Source organism: Acidovorax sp. JHL-3, assembly GCF_000526295.1.
In the GTDB taxonomy this organism is placed as follows: domain Bacteria; phylum Pseudomonadota; class Gammaproteobacteria; order Burkholderiales; family Burkholderiaceae_C; genus Acidovorax; species Acidovorax defluvii.
In genome coordinates, this window is sequence record NZ_JAFU01000001.1 from 3,112,904 (window position 1) to 3,127,597 (window position 14,694).

Annotated in this window: 13 protein-coding genes and 2 pseudogenes; 8 read left to right on the top strand and 7 right to left on the bottom strand. The window is 61.4% G+C overall.

Going from position 1 to position 14,694, the window contains the following annotated elements; translation table 11 throughout:
- Window positions 1-3,165, top strand: coding sequence for an efflux RND transporter permease subunit (locus K226_RS0114530; protein WP_024815517.1), 3,165 nt, complete (start codon window positions 1-3; stop codon window positions 3,163-3,165).
- Here K226_RS0114530 and K226_RS19585 read toward each other — a convergent pair.
- The 7 genes and pseudogenes from K226_RS19585 to K226_RS0114575 all read right to left on the bottom strand — a co-directional run.
- Window positions 3,135-3,692 (bottom strand): annotated as a pseudogene (locus K226_RS19585) (chromate transporter); the annotation flags it as partial. The gene K226_RS0114530 and the pseudogene K226_RS19585 sit on opposite strands and share 31 nt — an antisense overlap.
- Window positions 3,693-3,746: 54 nt before the next feature.
- Window positions 3,747-4,367 (bottom strand): class I SAM-dependent methyltransferase, encoded by a 621-nt coding sequence (locus K226_RS0114540; protein WP_024815519.1) that lies wholly within the window; start codon window positions 4,365-4,367, stop codon window positions 3,747-3,749.
- 801 nt (window positions 4,368-5,168) lie between these two features.
- Window positions 5,169-5,510 (bottom strand): copper-binding protein, encoded by a 342-nt coding sequence (locus K226_RS0114555; protein WP_024815521.1) that lies wholly within the window; start codon window positions 5,508-5,510, stop codon window positions 5,169-5,171.
- A gap of 79 nt (window positions 5,511-5,589) precedes the next feature.
- The gene (locus tag K226_RS0114560; protein ID WP_011805845.1) at window positions 5,590-6,081 is read right to left on the bottom strand and encodes a plastocyanin/azurin family copper-binding protein; all 492 of its coding nucleotides are present in this window, start codon (window positions 6,079-6,081) and stop codon (window positions 5,590-5,592) included.
- 33 nt (window positions 6,082-6,114) lie between these two features.
- On the bottom strand, window positions 6,115-7,527 hold the full coding sequence (locus K226_RS0114565) for a multicopper oxidase family protein (RefSeq protein WP_005794621.1): 1,413 nt from the start codon (window positions 7,525-7,527) through the stop codon (window positions 6,115-6,117).
- A 16-nt stretch (window positions 7,528-7,543) separates the two neighbouring features.
- Window positions 7,544-8,974: a TolC family protein gene (locus tag K226_RS0114570; protein WP_024815522.1), complete on the bottom strand. Its 1,431-nt coding sequence runs from the start codon at window positions 8,972-8,974 to the stop codon at window positions 7,544-7,546.
- Window positions 8,971-9,312 carry a hypothetical protein gene (locus K226_RS0114575; RefSeq protein ID WP_369795455.1) on the bottom strand — a complete coding sequence of 114 codons (342 nt, stop codon included), beginning with the start codon at window positions 9,310-9,312 and terminating at the stop codon, window positions 8,971-8,973. Before K226_RS0114575 ends, K226_RS0114570 begins: the two co-directional genes overlap by 4 nt.
- A gap of 168 nt (window positions 9,313-9,480) precedes the next feature.
- Between K226_RS0114575 and K226_RS0114580 the strand changes: the two genes are divergently transcribed.
- The 7 genes and pseudogenes from K226_RS0114580 to K226_RS0114605 all read left to right on the top strand — a co-directional run bounded on the left by K226_RS0114580 (window position 9,481) and on the right by K226_RS0114605 (window position 14,606).
- Window positions 9,481-9,789, top strand: a complete 309-nt coding sequence (locus K226_RS0114580; RefSeq protein WP_005794613.1) for a hypothetical protein — start codon at window positions 9,481-9,483, stop codon at window positions 9,787-9,789.
- A gap of 256 nt (window positions 9,790-10,045) precedes the next feature.
- Entirely contained in the window at window positions 10,046-10,354 is a 309-nt protein-coding gene (locus tag K226_RS0114585) for a flagellar hook-basal body complex protein FliE (protein WP_013722284.1), read from the top strand.
- Between the two features lie 33 nt (window positions 10,355-10,387).
- The gene (locus K226_RS20000; protein WP_162150970.1) at window positions 10,388-10,636 is read left to right on the top strand and encodes a hypothetical protein; all 249 of its coding nucleotides are present in this window, start codon (window positions 10,388-10,390) and stop codon (window positions 10,634-10,636) included.
- A gap of 13 nt (window positions 10,637-10,649) precedes the next feature.
- On the top strand, window positions 10,650-11,795 hold the full coding sequence (locus K226_RS0114590) for an acetate/propionate family kinase (protein WP_024815524.1): 1,146 nt from the start codon (window positions 10,650-10,652) through the stop codon (window positions 11,793-11,795).
- Window positions 11,796-12,008: 213 nt separating this feature from the next.
- Window positions 12,009-12,461 (top strand): MerR family transcriptional regulator, encoded by a 453-nt coding sequence (locus K226_RS19590; protein WP_081739427.1) that lies wholly within the window; start codon window positions 12,009-12,011, stop codon window positions 12,459-12,461.
- A gap of 152 nt (window positions 12,462-12,613) precedes the next feature.
- A pseudogene (locus K226_RS19005) lies at window positions 12,614-13,968 on the top strand (class I SAM-dependent methyltransferase).
- Between the two features lie 239 nt (window positions 13,969-14,207).
- On the top strand, window positions 14,208-14,606 hold the full coding sequence (locus K226_RS0114605) for a hypothetical protein (protein ID WP_005794603.1): 399 nt from the start codon (window positions 14,208-14,210) through the stop codon (window positions 14,604-14,606).
- Window positions 14,607-14,694: the final 88 nt, after the last annotated feature.

Genomic DNA, 14,694 nt, shown 5'->3' on the forward strand with positions numbered 1-14,694 from the left:
ATGTTTGAACGCATCATCCGCTTTGCCATCGATCAGCGATGGCTTGTGCTCCTGGCGGTTCTGGGAATGGCCGCGCTCGGCGTTTTCAGCTACCAGAAGCTCCCCATCGACGCTGTACCAGACATTACCAATGTGCAGGTACAGATTAATACCGAGGCCCCCGGCTATTCACCGCTGGAATCGGAGCAGCGCGTCACCTTTCCCATCGAGACCGCCATGGCGGGCCTGCCCAAGCTGGAGCAGACACGCTCCATCTCACGTTACGGCTTGTCGCAGGTGACCGTCGTCTTCAAGGAGGGGACCGATCTGTATTTCGCGCGCCAGTTGGTGAGCGAGCGCATTCAGGAAGCGCGTGGCCGACTCCCTGCAGGGCTGACGCCTTCGCTGGGACCCATTTCCACCGGCCTGGGCGAAATCTACATGTGGACGGTTGAAGCCGAGCCGGGTGCGCGCAAGCCCAATGGCGGCGAATACACCCCCATGGATCTGAGGGAGATCCAGGACTGGATCATCAAACCGCAACTGCGCACCGTTCCGGGTGTCACCGAAATCAACACCATCGGCGGGTATGCCAAGGAGTTCCAGGTGGCACCGTGGCCAGACAAGCTGGTGGCTCACGGACTGACGATCGCAGACCTGGTCACTGCATTGGAGCGCAACAACGCCAACGTGGGCGCAGGCTATATCGAGCGCAGTGGCGAGCAATACCTGATACGTGCGCCGGGCCAGGTGAGTTCAATAGGAGACATCCAGAACGTGGTGATCGCAACCACCAAGGGTGTGCCTGTCCGTATCCGTGATGTCGCGGATGTCATCCTGGGCAAGGAGCTGCGCACTGGAGCGGCCACCGAGAACGGCCAGGAGGTTGTTCTCGGTACCGTCTTCATGCTGATCGGTGAAAACAGCCGCGACGTGTCCACAGCGGTGGACCAGCGTCTCAAGGCGATCAACAAGAGCCTGCCCAAGGGGGTCATTGCCAAGACGGTGTACGACCGTACCGTGTTGGTGGACAAAGCCATTGCGACCGTCAAGAAGAACCTGCTGGAAGGTGCGTTGCTGGTGATCGCGATCCTGTTCCTTTTCTTGGGGAACATCCGAGCAGCCATCATCACCGCGCTGGTGATCCCCCTGGCGATGTTGTTCACGTTCACCGGGATGGTGAGCAACAAGGTCAGCGCCAACCTGATGAGTTTAGGGGCGCTGGATTTTGGCATCATCATCGACGGTGCAGTGGTAATCGTCGAGAACTGCATACGGCGGCTCTCGCACGCGCAGGCCGCCGCAGGCAGGCCTCTGACACGCAACGAGCGATTCCACGAAGTGTTTTCCGCTGCCAAGGAATCTCGGCGGGCGTTGATGTTCGGTCAGCTCATCATCATGGTGGTCTACCTCCCCATCTTTGCGCTCACCGGGGTGGAAGGCAAGATGTTCCACCCCATGGCCTTCACGGTGGTCATTGCACTGCTGGGCGCCATGATCCTGTCGGTCACGTTCATTCCTGCTGCGGTCGCGCTTTTCATCGGCTCCAAGGTGAGCGAAACCGAAAGTCGGTTGATGCTCTGGGCCAAGCGCGGATATGCACCCACCTTCGACTGGGTGATGGACAGAAAGCCACTGGTGCTCACGGCAGCAGCGGCCTGCGTCCTACTGTCCGGGCTGCTGGTGACACGCATGGGCAGCGAGTTCGTCCCCAATCTGGATGAAGGTGATGTTGCGTTGCACGCACTTCGCATCCCGGGGACCAGCCTGACGCAGGCCATTGGCATGCAGATTCAGCTGGAAAAGACGATCAAGGAGTTTCCCGAGGTGGATGCGGTGTTTGCGAAGCTCGGAACCGCCGAGATTGCAACGGACCCCATGCCGCCCAACGTGGCCGACAACTTCGTCATGCTCAAGCCGCGCGACCAGTGGCCGGATCCGAAGCGGACCAAGGCAGACCTCGTCGCAGCAATGCAGGCAGCGGTCGCCAAAGTGCCGGGCAACAACTACGAGTTCACACAGCCGATCCAGATGCGCTTCAATGAACTCATCTCCGGCGTGCGCAGCGATGTGGCGGTCAAGGTGTTTGGCGATGATATGGACCAGATGAACGAAAGCGCCGAACGGATCTCCCAGGTGCTTGAAGGCATCGCAGGTGCTGCGGACGTCAAGGTGGAGCAGACCACCGGGCTGCCGATGCTGACCATCAAGATCGACCGGGAAGGTACCGCTCGCCTCGGCCTGAACGTGGCCGATGTACAGGACAGCGTGTCCGCCGCTCTGGGTGGGCAGGAGGCTGGGCGCGTCTTTGAAGGCGATCGCCAATTCGACATTCTGGTGCGCCTGCCTGACATTCTTCGCAGCGACATCGAAGCCATTGAGCGTCTCCCGGTCCGCCTGCCGGTCGCTGAAGGCTCCAGTACACGCGGCTTTGTCCGCCTGTCGGACGTGGCTGCCATCATCTCTGCGCCTGGTCCCAACCAGATCAGCCGCGAAGATGGCAAACGGCGTGTAGTGGTGACTGCAAACGTGCGCGGACGGGACATCGGCAGCTTCGTGGCCGAGGCCCAGACCAAGCTGGCACAGCAGGTGGAAATACCGAGCGGCTACTGGACGCAATGGGGCGGCACGTTCGAGCAACTCCAGTCTGCCTCCAAGCGGCTGCAGATTGTCGTACCTGTCGCATTGCTGCTGGTGTTCACCTTGCTGTTTGTGATGTTCGGCAATGCCAAGGATGGCTTGCTGGTGTTCACCGGCATACCGTTCGCCCTTACCGGTGGCGTTGTAGCGCTGTGGTTGCGTGACATCCCTCTGTCAATCTCTGCAGGGGTGGGCTTCATCGCCTTGTCCGGTGTCGCCGTGCTTAACGGACTTGTGATGATTTCCTACATCCGAAGCCTGCGAGAGGACGGAATGACACTGGATTCGGCCATCCGCGAGGGGTCGTTGACGCGACTGCGACCTGTACTCATGACCGCGCTGGTGGCGTCCCTGGGTTTCGTACCCATGGCCATTGCTGTCGGAACGGGTGCAGAAGTGCAGCGGCCGCTGGCTACGGTGGTGATCGGGGGCATTTTGTCCTCCACCGCATTGACGCTGCTGGTACTTCCCATGCTCTATGGCATGGCGCATCGCCGTCGCGAAAAGGCCAACCGTAAAGCGCCGGGAGCCATTGCGGCGGCCTGACCCACGGTAGAGTGAATCGCCAACATGATCAGGGCTGCAGCAGCTGCCATCCCGGCGCGCAAACGATCTGGACACAGGGATTTGCCCATACCCCACACTGCCTGCGCGACGACAGCAACTGCGGCCACCTTCAGGCCATGGACTGCGCCCGAATTAGCGAACTCGGACCATCAGGCCATCCCAAAAGCAAGCAGGATGAGCACGATGGCCGGCGGCAAGGTGGAGTCTATCCATGCCACCAACGCCACCCAGCCTGCCAGCGTGCCCCAGGCCCAGTGCGCGATCCCGATCTGGCTGCTCGCGGGCCCTGGCAGGAACTGGCACTGAGCCACTAGGTCGGAATAGCTCTTCTCATCAAGCCATTGCCTGCGCTCGACGAACTCGGCGCGGAAATAGCCAAGGTGTGCTACTGGCCAGCCGAAGGAGGTCAACCCCAGTTTCCGGAAGGCCCGAAAGACTTCCAGGCATCTGCCACGAGTCGCTGCCTGTACGGAAAGGCTGGTATCCGGGGCAATATCGAGTGACATAAGGACGATCAAACGGTACGCGCGATGCGTGGCGATCTCAGGGCCTGATGGCGCCTACTGCGCGTGGTGGCGGCAGAAGCAGTAGACAAACTGCTGCGGTGCGCCCCAAGGGGTGGTGTGGATCTCGGTATGGCTTTCGATCAGCTCGAAGGGTACTCCGAACTTGCCGTGCAGTTCCTGGGGCGCATAGCGTGAAACGGCCAGGCCGCTGCACTTCTCAGGCCCCTGTGGCCCGAAGGTGCCAACAATGGCAAACCCACCGGGCCTCAGGGCATGCACCACCTGCGCCACGTAGCGCTCACGCTGCTCGTCAGTGGTCAGAAAGTGGAACACCGCGCGGTCGTGCCACACATCCACCGAAGCCGCAGGCAACTCCACCTCCAGAATGTCCGCCGCCAGCCAAGCTACATCGGCGGCCTTGGGCCCCAGGCGTTGTTGCGTGACCTCCAGCGCCGTGTGGGACAGATCCAGAACCGTGATGTTCCCGTAGCCATCGGTCAGGAGGTCATCGACCAGCGTGGACTCGCCCCCGCCCACGTCGATGATGGACGCCTGCTTAGAACCAGCAGCCGTGCGGACATACTGCAGGGACTGCAGGAGATGCGGTGCATACCAACTCACCGTTTCCGGTGATTTGGTTCCGTAGACCAATTCCCAATGGGTTTGAGTGCTCATGATGGGCTGCTCTCCGAGAAGGTAGTGAAACTACGACTGGCATTGATTGCTATGGGTCAGGAGGTGAAGCTTACCTCGCGAAGCAAGAAATGCTTGCATGCCTTGGGATGCCGCTACTGTTCTCTCGCAGGCGTGCGAGCAATCTGTGAAGTCCGTCACAGGGTTTTTCTATAAGGCGTAGTCAAACTTCGCACGAGATCACTTGGCAATGAAGAGTTTCCCCTCCAGCGGGCAAGCCAGGATACGACCAGTTTTAATTTATAAGCTTTTTCTTATTAAGAATAAGTTTTATATTTCAAAATGACGCTAATCGCCAAGACCTGCGTAGCGTCATCAACCGTCAATGGCTGGGCGCTATTCATTGACCTTCTGGCGCCTCGTTGGCCCGCTTTCGGCGAGCGGACTTCTGCGGTGGCCTGAACTGTGCGACCAACGTGCGCAGAGTTTCCGCTTCAGCCTTGTGCTGCGCCACCGCCTGAAGGACTTGCTGCAGCTCAGCACCTTGCGCCTGGTTGACCCTGGCGCTTTCGGCCATAGCGGCCCATGCACCGTCCAGTTCCGCCGCCAACCGGGTCTGGGCAGCATTGGCCTCCAAGAGCTCTCCGCGTGGTGATCCCTTTCGGTTTCAGCAAGCCTGGTCCTTGTGCTCGTCGGAGCCGTGCGCCAGCACGCCCACGGAGGCGGCGGCGACACAGAGGCCGATCAGGGTATGGCGAATGTGAAACATGATGCCTCCTCCTTGTGGTGGAGGGGCTGACTAGGGCTGCCGCGCCCGACGAGATGGCGCGATTGTGAATTTTCTCAGCGCACGAGCTGGATGTCGGTGACGATCATCTTCCCGCCTTCCTGGACGACCATGAATTGCACCTTGACGCCGGGCTTGAGGTTGGCGAGTTGGCCCTTGTCGCGGACGGTAAAGACCATGGTCATTCCGGGCATGTCCAGGTTCTTGATGTCCCCGTGCTTGAGGGTGATCTTGCCATTGTCCAAATCGACCTTCTTGACCTCGCCATCGGTCATGGATGCGGGTGCGGGGGCCGAAGTCTGGCCTGAATTGGGACTGACCTGGGCATGGCCCGCCAGCGGCAGGGCAGCGCTCATGGCGAGGGCGGAGATGGTGAGCAGACGTTGGATGGTGTTCATGGTGACCTCTGGGCAAATGGATGTATCTATGGTCTGGCCCGGCCATGGCTGGGCCAGCTGTGGTGGGCGCTTCAGACCATCACTTGCGGCCCACCTGGATAGCGCCCTTCATGCCGGCCTCATAGTGGCCAGGCATCAGGCAGGCGAAGTTCACGGCGCCCGCCTTGGTGAACTGCCAGACGATTTCACCCTGCTTGCCCGGTGCGAGCGTGACCTTGCCGGGTTCGTCGTGCTCCATGTCCGGGAACTTCTTCATCTGCTCCAAATGCTCCAGCAGTTCCTTCTCGGTGCCCAGGCTGAGTTCGTGCTTGACCTGGCCGACGTTCTTGACAACGAAGCGCACGGTTTCGCCCTGTTTGACCTGAATGTTCGACGGCGTGTAACGCATGTTGTCGCTCATTTCGATGGTAATGATGCGACCGGCCTTGGCGGCAACGCCGGGTTTGCCAATGGCTGTTTCACCCCCGTCACCGTGGCCACCTGCATGAGTGCCGCTGGCGAAGGCTACCCCGGACGTGGCCAGTGCAGCCATAGCGAAGAATTGAGAAATAGTGGATCGCGTGAATTTCATGGATGGACTCTCGTTGATAACTGAAGGGAAACCTCAATGCTCGCCATGCGAAGTGGGCTTGCGCACCTTGACTTCGGTCGGCGTTGCTGGCTTGCGCACACGCGGCATGGACTGGCCGCCCTCGGCGCTGAAGCGTGCGGGCTCGGCCATGGGGCCGGTGTACTCATGCGCCACCGTGCCTGCGGGATGCTTGTACCAGCCCGGATCCTTGTAGTCGCCCGGCTTCTGGTCGCGGCGCACCTTGAGCACGCTGAACATGCCACCCATCTCCACCGAGCCGAACGGCCCCTGGCCGGTCATCATCGGGATGGTGTTGTCGGGAATCGGCATTTCCATCTCCGTCATGTCGGCCATGCCGCGCTCGCCCATGACCATGTAGTCCGGGATCAGCTTGTTGACTTTCTTGGCAAGGCCGCTGTGATCCACGCCAATCATGGTGGGAATGTCGTGCCCCATTGCGTTCATGGTGTGGTGGCTCTTGTGGCAGTGGAAGGCCCAGTCGCCCTCCTCGTCGGCGACGAATTCGATCTGGCGCATTTGCCCCACGGCCACGTCGGTGGTTACTTCATGCCAGCGCGTGCTTTTGGGCGTCGGGCCGCCATCGGTGCCAGTGACCACGAATTCGTGGCCATGCACGTGCATCGGGTGATTGGTCATGGTGAGGTTGCCCATGCGGATGCGCACCTTGTCGTTGAGACGCACGTTCAGAGAGTCGATACCAGGAAAGACACGGCTGTTCCAGGTCCACAGGTTGAAGTTCGTCATCTCCGCGACCTTGGGTGTAGCGGCCCCGGGCTCAATGTCATATGCACTGAGCAGGAAGCAAAAGTCCCGTTGCACCTCGTCGATCAGCGGGTGCCTAGCTTTCGGGTGCGTGACCCAGAAGCCCATCATGCCCATGGCCATTTGCACCATCTCGTCGCCGTGCGGGTGATACATGAAGGTGCCCGGGCGGCGCGCCACGAACTCGTAGACAAAGGTCTTGCCGGACGGAATCGCCGGCTGCGTCAGACCGGTCACGCCATCCATCCCGCTGGGCAGGCGCTGGCCGTGCCAGTGAACACTTGTGTGCTCGGGCAGCCTATTGGTCACGAAGATGCGCACACGGTCGCCCTCGACGACCTCGATGGTCGGGCCGGGGCTCTGTCCGTTGTAGCCCCACAGGTGGGCCTTCATCCCTGGTGCCACTTCGCGAACCACCGGTTCGGCGACCAGGTGGAACTCCTTGATGCCCTGATTCATGCGCCAGGGCAGCGTCCAGCCGTTGAGCGTCACCACTGGGTTGTACGGCCGCCCCGAATTGGGCATCAGCGGGGCCATGGTGTTCGGGCTGGTCTGAATGACGGGCTCGGGCAAGGCCGCCATGGCGACACGGCTGACCGCGCCGGCCGCAACGGCGCCGCCAGCAATACCGGCGAACTTGAAAAAATCTCTTCTGGATGTCATGGCAATCGTCTCTGCATCAGTGACCGGCACCCGCGTCGCTGGGGGCGCTGGTGGTGACCGACAAGGTGGTGTTGGTGGGGCGTCCGATTACGGATGCCTGCAATGCGGCATCGGCCAGCCAGAACTGCTGCTGTGAGTCCAAGGCCGCCGTGACGGCACCGACCTGATCGCGCGCATCGGCCAGCAGTTCGAACGCGCTGATCAGCATGCCGTTGTAGCGAAGCTGGTTCTCCTCCGCGATCACCTTGCGCACCGGAACCACTTCGTCGCGGTAGTGCCGCGCCACGTCGTAGGCCGTTCGATAGGCCGAATAGCTTTCGCGCAGGCTGGAGCCCGCGGAACGCACCGTGCCTTCAAGCTGGTTGGCGGCCGCCAGCGTTCGAGCGTTCATCGCATCGCGCTGCATTCCTCCCCAGTCAAAGAGGGGTAGGCGCACATCGATTTCCCAGCCGCGTGCGGTGGAGCGGGTGCCCTCGGCATTGTCAAATGTCGTGTTGCGACGCCCAGTGAGCTCGATATCGGTGAAGCTGGTCACCATGTTCAGGCCTTGGGCCTTGGCCGCGCCATCCAGCGCGGTCTGCGCCAGGCGGATGTCCAGGCGTGCCTTGGTAGCGAGCGAGCCAACCGCCTGCGGATCCAGTGCTTGCATGGGGAGATCAGGTAGACGTTCCGGAAGCTTGAGCGCCTGCGCCTGGCTTTCATCCAGCCCCAGCAAACGTACCAGTTCTTCCCGGCTGGCCGTGACCTGGTGCTGGGCCGTGCTCAGGCGGGTGGCGGCATCGGCATAAAAAGCCTGCTCGCGTGCGCGGGTGATGCGGTTGAAGTTACCCACGCTCTGCATGCGTTTGGCCAGTTCGGCTCCGGCCTCTGCACTGTCATAGACCTGCTTGGCATACTTGAGCGATTGCTGCGCCGCTACGGCGCGCACCCAGGCCTGGCGCACGCGCGTGACCTGGTCCACCACGTCGCTGGTCAAACGCAGCTGAGACTGCTCGATTCTCCTGGTGGCGACGCCATAGCGGGACGGCAAGGTCAGCAGATCCAACAGGCCAAAGGAGAGCGCACGCCCCAAGTCCAGCTCGGCGCCGGCCGTCATGCGCTCAAAACTGAAGATGGGATTGGCAATCCGGCCTACCTGCGCGGCGTCCGCTGACTCCCCCCAACCCTGCGCCAGCAGGGTCTGCAGGGATGGGCTGTTCACCAAGGCCAACTGGACGGCATCTTTCTGATTTAGGGTCTCCGCCAGCAAGGTTTGAGCGGCCTGCGCTCGCTGGTCGCGCTCCTCCTGGGTACGAGCCAGGGCGAGTTTCCCATCGGTGAAGTTACCAGCCTCGTCGTTAACGCGGCCGATGTTCTGCTCCAGGCTGACGCTGGCACAGCCGGTCAGCACCGCCAGTCCGAGTGCAGATAGAGCGAGTTTGGCGTGAGTGGCACGCAAACGCATCATGGTTTTTCTCCCCCATGATGGCCAGAATGCGGGTCGGTGACGGGAGCAGCGTCCTTGGCGGACCCGGGCTGGCCGGACTTGATTTCTTTCGCATAGGCGCGCCAGCCGCCGATTTCACCCACCTTGTCGTTCGCCGCCTTCCAGGGCTGGACGGACTGCTCCTTGTAGGCCTCGTAACCCGAGAGGGCTGATCGGTACGAGAGCAGGTAGCCCACCTTCGCGGTTTCGACCTCTGGCATCTGTGCAAATGCCAGGGATGGCACCATTAGTGCGGCGCCCAGCCAGAGGCTTGAGGTAGGTCGTGAAAGCCAGAGATTGTTCATGGATTTGTGATGCATTTTTGACTTATGTCATTGTGCAAACGACTAGCTGTCAAAGGCATAACGGCTTCATTACATCTTTGTCATGATCGAGCGGGGTGAGGGGTAACCCCTCACCCCTCTTACACCACCGTACGTGCGGTTCCGCCTACGGCGGTTCAAGTGAAACGCTGGAGGTGTTGGTGGATGGTCAACTACCGATACAAGCCCCACGCCTGTGAAGTATTTGGGCGGCAGTGCGGCGACCATGTGCCTGGCCCCGAGGTTCCACCAGGGGCCGCGCCAGTTGACGCTGGAGCGCCATGCGCGCAGGGCATCAAGCCCGTAGCGTCGCATCTGCGCTTCTCGCGTCCGTGGCCGCTTCCACTGCGCTCCCGGTTGTCAGAGCTGCCGATCCGTTATCTGCCCGACAGCCAACTGGAGCAGAACCACGCGTCCATGAGCCGCTATGGCTCCAGCACCAAACTGGTGTTCGAGATTTCGCAACTGCCGTAGATCACGCTCCCTTTGCGTGGTTCCTGCCAACCTTCATGCTTTGCGGTGCACACCACTGCGCGTACCGGCAACTCACGGCAATGTCGGCAAGATGACGTTTCTGTTATCCATAGCCGTGCAATTGAACGGCTTACGCACCAGTTGCAGGGCTTCTTGATCGGCTGGCGAAACTTACTATTTCGTATCGATCGCTGGTCTATTTCTCCCGCAAAAAAGGGCCCCTCATAACCTCCGTCAGTTCGACAATGGACACACCATGAACGTCATCACAAACCCGCTTGGCGCACTACTGCCAGTCATTCCGGTGGGCAAGTTGGTGTCCAAAGCACCCATAGTTCAGGACGGTGGATTTTTGGACGCGATGAAGCAAGCGTTAGCGACCACGAGCCAATTGCAAAGTGAATCTGGGCGCCTGAGCCGCGAGGTCACGTTCGGCAACCCTACTGTCAGTCTTGAAGAAACGATGCTTGCAGGAGTCAAGTCGAACATTGCATTTCAGGCCACGCTGCAGAGCCGAAACCGAATTGTTCAGGCTTACACCGATGTAATGAACATGCAGGTCTGATGCGCCGAAGGCGAAGCAGTAAAAATGCAGGTAATGAGCGCACTCGTTGCTGAAATCGCCGGCTCACTTGGCGAACAAGCTGGAGTTGGAGCCTTTTTGACAAAGGCCCCTCCAGCTTTAACTGCTGACCGCCTGAAGAGCCGTTTTAGTACCGGGGTGTTGGAGCACCGAGCCCATGAACTGGGCTGGTGGCTCCATGCGCTGCTCGCACTGTGTGTTGTCCTGTTGTACTGGCTGGCTCATACTGCCGAGGCCGGAAGTCGCGACGTCGATGTGCACTGACGGCGACCAAGACATGCACATCCTAGCCATCAACGCCGGCAGTGCGACCCTCAAGTTCGGGGTTTTCGACCCGGCATCGGCCATGCCCGTGATCGAGTCGACGATCGACCATCCCGCAGTTGATGCCGCGGCGTTTGACGAGATCAAGCAGCAAGTACGAAGTTCCGGCGTGACGTCGCTCAATGCCATCGGCCACCGTGTCGCACACGGTGGCCCCTTCTTGCGCGAGGCGGCTTTCGTGGACGCGAAAGTCGAGCACGAGATCGACCAGGCTGCTGCGCTGGCGCCGCAGCACAACCCCGTTGCACTGGCCGGCATCCGCACCGCGCGCGAGCGTTGGCCAGGCGTGCGCCACGTGGCGGTCTTCGACACCGCTTTTCATGCCGGCATGCCAGAACACGCCTCATGCTATGCCGTTCCGCAGTCATGGCGCGCAGTTGGGGTGCGGCGATTCGGGTTTCATGGCCTGTCGCACCAGAGCGTACTGGCGGCTGTCAGTTCCGCGTTGATGCGGCCTCCATCCGAACTGCGCATCGTGAGCTGCCACATCGGCAATGGGGCAAGTGTCTGCGCGATCGACCGTGGCCGCTCTGTCGACACCTCGATGGGGATGACGGCCCTGGAAGGTCTGGTGATGGGCACACGCAGCGGGGACCTCGACCCCGGCGTGCCAGGCTATGTCGCGCGTACCCTGGGCTTGTCACTGGTGCAAATCGAAGCGGCGCTTTACAGCGACAGTGGACTGAAGGCGTTGTCGGGTGTGGGCTCGGACCTGCGCGAGATCGAGAGTCGCGCGCGGGATGGTCATGCTGCTGCCCAAATGGCGTTGCAGGTCCATGCCTACCGCGTGCGCAAGTACATCGGTGCCTACGCCGCGGCGATGGGCGGCTGCGATGCGGTGGCTTTCACGGGCGGAGCAGGGGAAAACTCCCCGACGCTGCGTTGCCGCATTCTGGACGGCCTGGAATTCCTTGGCCTGCATCTGGACGAGGAGCGCAATCGCGCCTTCAGTCCGGCATCCGAAGTCTCCCAGCTTCAGGCGTCACGGTCCTCGGTCGCGGTGCTGGCCGTGCGTGCGCGCGAACAGTGGGTGATCGCGCACGAGACTGCCAGGTTGTTGAATGGTTCGGTAAGTGCCGAACACGAAATCGATGGATAGGGAGAGCACCGTGGTCAACAACAGCCCCGTTCTCGGCGTCGCCCACAAGCCGGTCCATCCCTGTCACCGCGTTCTGCCGGTTGTACTTCCGAAAGCGCATGGACAATGGGATCACAGTCGCTCAAACACCCAGGCTCTTGACCTATGTGCGGCACCTGGGTTCAGACTCTCGCCATGCATTGCGACGCGAGACTACTCCGCTGGAGAACGGTGATGCAACTAATTGAATGCGCCCGGGAGGCAGGTGTGACCCCAGACACGCTGCGCCATTACCTGCGGGTTGGCCTCGTAATCCCGGATGGTCGCGGCGCGAACGGCTATCGCGCGTTTTCCGAGCGCAGCGTGGCTCGGGTGCGCTTCATCCGCAACGCATTGGCGCTCGGCTTCACGCTCAAGGACGCCGAGGAGTTCGTTGAGATGAGTCAACGCGGAACATCTCCTTGTCCGCGCGCTCGGGCGCTGCTGAGCGAGCGGCTTGACGAACAGGCTCGACGACTGAAGGAAGCGACGGAGCTGCATCTGCGCATGCAGCAGGCAGACCGCGACTGGACGCGACTCCCTGACGGGATACCGGATGGACATTCCGTCTGCAGTTTGATCGAAGGAGCGGCAGCGGACGTTAAGCGCAAATCTGTGCGAGCGAAGTCTAGTCGTGTACGCGCATGACCGACTTTGATCGGTTTTGATATTCCCAGACATCATGAGGCTCTACGGACATGCAAAAAAGTGGCGTTGGTCATGTCGATCGTGCCGGCGCGAAAAAGAGTCGTCTGCTACATCGCAGCTTGCGCTGCACGCGAGCAACTGAGGTGCCCCAGATGAACCATTCCAAGACACTTGCGCAATCCCCGTCACCAGACATGAATGCCGCCGCGCTGCGCATCCTGCGCCGGTTGCTGGCCGGCATCGAGCGCCAGCCGGCGTTGCGCCTGGGCGATGTGCTCCTGCACGAGTTCGAGGCGCATCCAGAGTACACCCTGATCATCCGCGACCCGGGTCTGCTTCGACGCCTTGTCCTGCGGCCGGATCCTCTGCTGCTGGCGGAGGCCTACTTCCGCGGCACCATCGACATCGAAGGGGACCTGTACACCGCGCTTGGGCTCAAGGCGCACTTCGAGAAGTTCTCGCTCTCCTGGCGCGACAGCTGGCCCTGTTGCGCGACGCTCTGATACTGCGCGTGTCTGACCAGGATGGTTTGAAACCATCGCGTAGTCTGGCCTCGCGCGTTGCGCGCCGCTTCTCCCATCGACATTCGCGCCAAACCGACCGAGCAGCAATTTCATTCCACTACGACGTTTCAAACGTGTTCTATGGTCTCTGGCTCGATGCCGAGAGAGTCTATTCCTGCGCCTACTTCGAGACGCCGGACGACACGCTGGACCAGGCGCAGCGCAACAAGCTGGAGCACATCTGCCGCAAGCTGCGGCTGCAGCCGGGCGAACGTCTGCTCGACATCGGCTGCGGCTGGGGCGCACTCGTGTGCTGGGCGGCACGAGAACATGGCGTGCGCGCGTACGGCATCACTCTCAGCCAGCAGCAGCTCGAATACGCGCGCGAGCGCATCCGATCAGAAGGCTTGCAGGACCTCGTCACGGTTGAGCTGCGCGACTACCGCGACCTCGATGACACTACCGTATTCGACAAGGTGTCCAGCATCGGCATGTTCGAGCATGTGGGCCTCGCTCATCTGCCGGCCTACTACGCCGTGGTGCAGCGTGTTTTGCGGCCGGGCGGGCTCTTCCTCAACCATGGAATCACCCATGACGAAGAGGGCTGGAACCGAACTGTCGCGACCGATTTCATCAACCGCTATGTCTTCCCTGACGGCGAATTGGACTGCGTCAGCAACATCCAGCTCGGGATGGAGCGGTCCGGCTTCGAAATCCATGATGTCGAAGGTCTTCGATCACACTACGCGCTGACGTTGCGTCATTGGGTTCAGCGACTCGAAGCGCGCCGAGAGGAGGCCCTGCAGGAAGTCGATGAGGTGACCTTCCGCGTCTGGCGCCTGTACATGGCGGCATGCGCGCTGGAATTCGAGGCGGGCGGCACAGGGATCTACCAGATCGTAGCGTCCAAACGAGACGACGGAAGATGGCCCGTTCCTTTGACGCGCCGCGATCTTTACTCGGGTACTACCCCATCAAAGCCAATGACGGTGCGCGAAAAATGAGCAGGCCCGCTGACCGGGTTGCGCGAGTTGTATTCTTCTGTCCGATGCAGGTCAATGTGAGGGCGTGGAGGTGGACGGTCAGCAGACCCGCGTTCGCCCTATCCGCAGTTCGGCTTCGCGTGGTCGCAGTGACGCGGTCGCCGCAGCGATGGTACGCCGTGAGCCGCCGACAAGCACGCCGAGACGCCCGCCGACACAGCGCGGTGGCACCTCTGCGCACGCAGGCGCTGCGCACCTCCATGTCGCTGTTCATGGCCTGCGGCGTCTGGCTCGTCAGGCTGGGCGCCTACTTCGTGTTCCTGCGGCCGGCGCTGCTGCCCGAGGATCCGCGCTTCATCAGCGTGCCGCTGGATCGGCTTCGTGGATTGGCACCCGGTCTGGAGGCATGGCGGCGAATCGTGTTCACGGTGATGGGCGGCTTCATGACGGGCGCGTGCGTACTGATCGTCCACCTGGCGCGCATGGCCATGCGCGAGCGGCAAGGCGGTACCGGCTGGGCCGTCGCGTTCTCCGGGCTTGTGACGGTCGGGCTGATGAGTGCGATGGACTTCGTCCTCCACTCGGACTTCCGCTGGGTGCTATTGCTGCCTGCCTTGCTGTGGGCCGTGGCCGTGGTGCTATATGCGAGGCAGGTCTGACGTGCCGAGCGCCATGCCATTCGTTTCTGCGCCGGCGATCCGAGACGCCGGCGTTCCCAACCCCGCCGACGCTCGTCATTGCGGGTCG

Coding starts and splice junctions, on each gene's coding strand:
- K226_RS0114530 (WP_024815517.1), top strand. CDS start 1: ATGTTTGAACGCATCATCCGCTTTGCCATCGATCAGCGATGGCTTGTG.
- K226_RS0114540 (WP_024815519.1), bottom strand. CDS start 4,367: ATGAGCACTCAAACCCATTGGGAATTGGTCTACGGAACCAAATCACCG.
- K226_RS0114555 (WP_024815521.1), bottom strand. CDS start 5,510: ATGAACACCATCCAACGTCTGCTCACCATCTCCGCCCTCGCCATGAGC.
- K226_RS0114560 (WP_011805845.1), bottom strand. CDS start 6,081: ATGAAATTCACGCGATCCACTATTTCTCAATTCTTCGCTATGGCTGCA.
- K226_RS0114565 (WP_005794621.1), bottom strand. CDS start 7,527: ATGACATCCAGAAGAGATTTTTTCAAGTTCGCCGGTATTGCTGGCGGC.
- K226_RS0114570 (WP_024815522.1), bottom strand. CDS start 8,974: ATGATGCGTTTGCGTGCCACTCACGCCAAACTCGCTCTATCTGCACTC.
- K226_RS0114575 (WP_369795455.1), bottom strand. CDS start 9,312: ATGCATCACAAATCCATGAACAATCTCTGGCTTTCACGACCTACCTCA.
- K226_RS0114580 (WP_005794613.1), top strand. CDS start 9,481: ATGGTCAACTACCGATACAAGCCCCACGCCTGTGAAGTATTTGGGCGG.
- K226_RS0114585 (WP_013722284.1), top strand. CDS start 10,046: ATGAACGTCATCACAAACCCGCTTGGCGCACTACTGCCAGTCATTCCG.
- K226_RS20000 (WP_162150970.1), top strand. CDS start 10,388: ATGAGCGCACTCGTTGCTGAAATCGCCGGCTCACTTGGCGAACAAGCT.
- K226_RS0114590 (WP_024815524.1), top strand. CDS start 10,650: ATGCACATCCTAGCCATCAACGCCGGCAGTGCGACCCTCAAGTTCGGG.
- K226_RS19590 (WP_081739427.1), top strand. CDS start 12,009: ATGCAACTAATTGAATGCGCCCGGGAGGCAGGTGTGACCCCAGACACG.
- K226_RS0114605 (WP_005794603.1), top strand. CDS start 14,208: ATGTCGCTGTTCATGGCCTGCGGCGTCTGGCTCGTCAGGCTGGGCGCC.